Source organism: Mesorhizobium sp. M7A.F.Ca.US.002.01.1.1 (genome assembly GCF_004022955.1).
Lineage (GTDB): Bacteria > Pseudomonadota > Alphaproteobacteria > Rhizobiales > Rhizobiaceae > Mesorhizobium > Mesorhizobium ciceri.
In genome coordinates, this window is sequence record NZ_RZQE01000476.1 from 1 (window position 1) to 4515 (window position 4515).

4 protein-coding genes are annotated in these 4515 nt (G+C 63.4%); 3 read left to right on the forward strand and 1 reads right to left on the reverse strand.

Translation table 11 applies throughout. The annotated features are described in order from the left end of the window. The first annotated feature begins 185 nt into the window (after nucleotides 1–185). From EN932_RS30000 to EN932_RS30010, 3 genes are all read left to right on the forward strand, one after another. On the forward strand, nucleotides 186–1241 hold the full coding sequence (locus EN932_RS30000; protein WP_127368398.1) for a sugar phosphate isomerase/epimerase: 1056 nt from the start codon (nucleotides 186–188) through the stop codon (nucleotides 1239–1241). Nucleotides 1242–1386: 145 nt separating this feature from the next. After that, nucleotides 1387–2574 carry a Gfo/Idh/MocA family oxidoreductase gene (locus EN932_RS30005; protein ID WP_127366248.1) on the forward strand — a complete coding sequence of 396 codons (1188 nt, stop codon included), beginning with the start codon at nucleotides 1387–1389 and terminating at the stop codon, nucleotides 2572–2574. A 223-nt stretch (nucleotides 2575–2797) separates the two neighbouring features. Continuing rightward, the gene (locus EN932_RS30010) at nucleotides 2798–3649 is read left to right on the forward strand and encodes a sugar phosphate isomerase/epimerase (RefSeq protein ID WP_127385124.1); all 852 of its coding nucleotides are present in this window, start codon (nucleotides 2798–2800) and stop codon (nucleotides 3647–3649) included. Between the two features lie 278 nt (nucleotides 3650–3927). Here EN932_RS30010 and phnE read toward each other — a convergent pair. Continuing rightward, nucleotides 3928–4515 (reverse strand): phosphonate ABC transporter, permease protein PhnE (phnE, locus tag EN932_RS30015; protein WP_128369290.1); only part of this gene is annotated, 588 nt, incomplete at its 5' end.

Genomic DNA, 4515 nt, shown 5'->3' on the forward strand with positions numbered 1-4515 from the left:
ATATATGCCTGCGCCGGGTGGTTTTGGGGTCATGATGGCGCATTGCAAGGCTTGACCAAAATTCCACATTTGGTAATACCAGAATGGTGGTGCGTGCAAGCGCCCGTTGAGAAAAGACCAAAGTGGCTGGCCCTGTTTCCAATCGGCGCTATGCTCGGTCGCGAGAGAAATGAGGGAGGATGCCGATGCCGACGACAATGAAGGGCCCGGGGCTGTTTCTGGCGCAGTTCGCGGGCGACGCCGCGCCGTTCAGCTCACTGGCGTCGATCACCAAATGGGCGGCCGGTCTCGGCTACAAGGGCGTGCAGATCCCGACCTGGGACGCGCGGCTGTTCGATCTCAAGAAGGCGGCCTCTTCCAAGGCCTATTGCGACGAGGTGAAAGGCATTTGCGCCGACGCCGGCGTCGAGATCACGGAATTGTCGACGCATCTGCAGGGGCAATTGGTGGCGGTGCATCCTGCTTATGACGCGCAGATGGATGGCTTTGCGCCGCCATCGGTGCACAACAATCCCGCAGCCCGGCAGAAGTGGGCTGTCGAGCAGATGAAGTTCGGCGCTAAAGCATCGCGTAATCTAGGCCTGAATGCTTCAGTGTCGTTTACCGGCTCGCTGGCTTTCCCTTACCTCTATCCGTTCCCGCAGCGGCCGGCTGGACTCATTGAGGAAGCGTTTGGCGAGCTCGGCAAACGCTGGAAGCCGATTCTCGACGTGTACGAGGACAACGGCGTCGATGTCGGCTATGAAATTCACCCGTCTGAAGACGTTTTCGACGGCGCCACTTTCGAGATGTTCCTCGACGCGGTCGGCGGCCACAAGCGCTGCAACATCAATTACGATCCGTCGCATTTCCTGCTGCAGCAGCTCGACTATCTCGAATTCATCGACATCTATCACGAGCGCATCAAGGCGTTCCACGTCAAGGACGCCGAGTTCAACCCGACCGGCCGGCAAGGCGTCTATTCCGGCTATCAGAGCTGGACCAACCGCGCCGCGCGCTTCCGTTCGCTGGGCGATGGACAGGTGGATTTCGGCGGCATCTTCTCCAAGCTGACGCAGTACAATTATGATTCCTGGGCGGTGCTGGAGTGGGAGTGCTGCCTGAAGCATCCGGAGGATGGTGCGGCCGAAGGCGCGCCTTTCATCGAGCACCACATCATCCGGGTGACGGAAAAGGCATTCGACGACTTCGCCGCTGGCACCACCGACAAGAAGTTGCTGCGCGCCATGATGGGAATCTAGCTCGATTTTCCCTCCCCTTCGCGGGGAGGGTGGCCCAAAGGCCGGGTGGGTCGGTTCACACCGCGCTCTGCCTCAACGACCCCACCCGATCCGCTGCGCGGATCGACCTCCCCTCAAGGGGGTAAGCAACAGCGAGGAGCAAGATATGGTCGGCGCATCGAAGTCGGAAACGGGAGGCGGCCCGATCCGCTACGGCATGGTCGGCGGCGGGCAAGGCGCCTTCATCGGCGCGGTGCATCGGATCGCGGCGCGGCTGGACAACGAGTTCGTGCTGGTTGCCGGCGCTTTGTCAGCCGACCCGGCCCGTGCCAAGGCCTCGGCGGCCGAACTGGGGCTCGACCCCTCACGCAGCTACGCATCCTATGCCGAGATGGCCAAGGCCGAGGCGAAGCGCCCCGACGGCATCGAGGCGGTGGCCATCGTCACGCCCAACAATGTGCATGTGCCAGCGGCAAAAGCTTTCCTCGAGGCCGGCATCCACGTCATCTGCGACAAGCCGCTGGCGACGACGCTGGCCGAAGCGAAAAAGCTTGCGGCGATAGTCGAGAAGACCGGCAAGGTGTTCGTGCTGACGCACAACTACACCGCCTATCCGATGGTGCGGCAAGCACGCGAAATGGTCGCCAAGGGCGTGCTCGGCGACATCCGCATCGTGCAGTCCGAATATCCGCAGGACTGGCTGACCGAGGATTTGGCGGCGACAGGCCAGAAGCAGGCGGCGTGGCGCTCCGACCCCAAGCAGGCAGGTGCCGGCGGTGCGCTGGGCGATATCGGCACGCATGCCTACAACCTCGCCCGCTTCGTCTCGGGGCTGGAACTGGACTCCCTGTCGGCCGATCTCGACGCCTTCGTGCCGGGACGGCTACTGGATGATAACGTCAACGTCATGCTGCGCTTCAAGCCTACCGGCAAGACGCACCCGGCCAAGGGCATGATCTGGGCAAGCCAGGTGGCGCCCGGCCATGAGAACGGGCTGAAGCTGCGCATCTATGGCTCGAAGGGTGGGCTGGAATGGGTGCAGGCCGACCCGAACTATCTCTGGTACACCCCATTTGGCCAGCCAAAGCAATTGATCACCCGCAACGGCGCCGGCGCGCTGCCGGTGGCGGGCCGTGTCAGCCGCGTCCCGTCGGGCCATCCCGAGGGCTATCTCGAAGGTTTCGCCAACATCTACCAGGAGGCCGCGCGCGCCATCCGGGCAGCGCGCCGCAAGGGTGGCAAGCCGCCCAAGGACGTCGTCTTCCCGACCATCCAGGACGGCGTCGAGGGCATGGCCTTCATCGAGGCCTGCGTGAAATCGTCGAAGAAAAACGGGGCGTGGACGAAGCTTTAGTGGCGCGGCGGGTAACGAAGGCCCCCCACCCGGATTGCCAGCCGAATTGCGAAGGGCAATTCGGGGCAATCCGACCTCTCCCCGAGGGGAGAGGAGGAGGAGATGGCGCGACGCCAAGTCTCTTCTCCCCAGCGGGGAGAAGGTGGCCGCGAAGCGGCCGGATGAGGGGGCATGGCGCGAAGCGGCGGAACAGCCAGTGCGCCGTCAAAGGGAGGGGTCGTCGATGAAAATCGGCATGTGCATGTTCTTGTGGACGACGGCGGTGTCGAAGAAACACGAGCCGCTGCTGCGCGACATCAAGGCGACCGGTTTCGATGGCGTCGAGATACCGATCTTCGCCGGCACGCCGGACGATTATAGAAAGCTCGGCGATCTGCTCGACCGCATCGGGCTGGAGCGGACTGCGGTTTCGGCCATGGGCGATCCGGCGATGAATTTGATCGCGGCCGACGCGGCAACCCGCAAGGCCGGTGTCGACTACATGAAATGGGCGATCGACTGCGCGCAGGCGCTTGGCGCCAGCACGCTGAGCGGCCCTCTGCATTCGACGCTCGGGTCCTTTTCCGGCTCTGGGCCGACGGCCGCGGAGAAGAAGCGCTCCGTCGGCTCGCAGCGCGCCATCGGCGACCATGCCGGCAACAAGGGCGTCACCATCGGGCTCGAGGCGCTGAACCGCTTCGAATGCTACCTGCTCAACACGATGGCGGACCTGTCGGAGCATATCGACGCCATCGACCGGCCGCACATCAAGGCGATGTACGACACCTTCCACGCCAATATCGAGGAGGCCGACCCGATCGGCGCCTACACGAAACACCGCAGGAATGTCGTGCATATCCATATCTCGGAGAACGATCGCGGCGTGCCGGGGCGCGGCAACATTCCGTGGACCGAAACGTTTTCCGCCATCCGCAAGAGCGGCTATGACGATTGGCTGACGATCGAGGCGTTCGGCCGCTCACTCAAGGATTTGGCGGCGGCGACCAAGGTGTGGCGGGATTTCTCAGAGACGCCGGACGCGGTCTATCGGGAGGGGTATAGGCATATCAAGAGCGGGTGGAAGAAGGCGGCTTAGGCGCCCTGGCCCATTTTCTATTTGCGTTTGCGGCGGTTGCCAGGTGGTTCCCCCACTCCGTCTCGGCTTCGCCGAGCCACCTCTCCCCCCTCCGGAGGGAGAGGAAGGAAGCCTCGGCCTGGGAAGACACTCGGCCTAAGAGGACAGGCGTCGGCTCGGACAGCCTGGCGCTTTCCTCTACCCCGTCGATCGGGGGAGAGGTGTCGAGCGAAGCTCGACGGAGTGGGGGTCGATCCTTTGGCGCTGGTCGAGACGACTTGCGCGTCTACATCACAAGCCTACCCCTGCTCAGCCTGGATCCTGTTGTAGTCGTGGATGGTCCGGCTCAGCCGGCGGCGCAGGAAGTTGGAGATGTTGTCGAAGATGAAGACGACGGCCAGGATCAGCAGCACCATGTAGAAGACGTTGGCCCAGTTGGAGTTGGTGCGCATCGCTTCCCACAGCTTCAGGCCGATGCCGCCGGCGCCGACAGCGCCGATGATGGTGGCGCCGCGGGTGTTGGATTCCCACTGATAGAGCGTCTGGCTGATGAACACCGGCACCACTTCCGGCAGCACGCCGTAGCGCTGCACCAGGAGGCCGTTGGCTCCGGTCGAGGTAATCCCCTCGCGCGGCTTGTCGTCGATGTTCTCCAGCGCCTCGGAATAGGTTTTGCCGAGCGTGCCGACCTCTGTGAAGAAGATCGCCGCACTGCCAGCCAGCGGTCCCGGCCCGAAGGCGCGGGTGAAGAACAGCGCCCAGATCAGCATGTCGATGGAGCGCATGAAATCGAAGAAGCGCTTGAGCACCTGGTTGACCAGCCGGCTGGGCGTGATGTTGCGGGCGGCGAAGAAGGCCAGCGGGAAGGCGACGATGCCGCCCAGCAT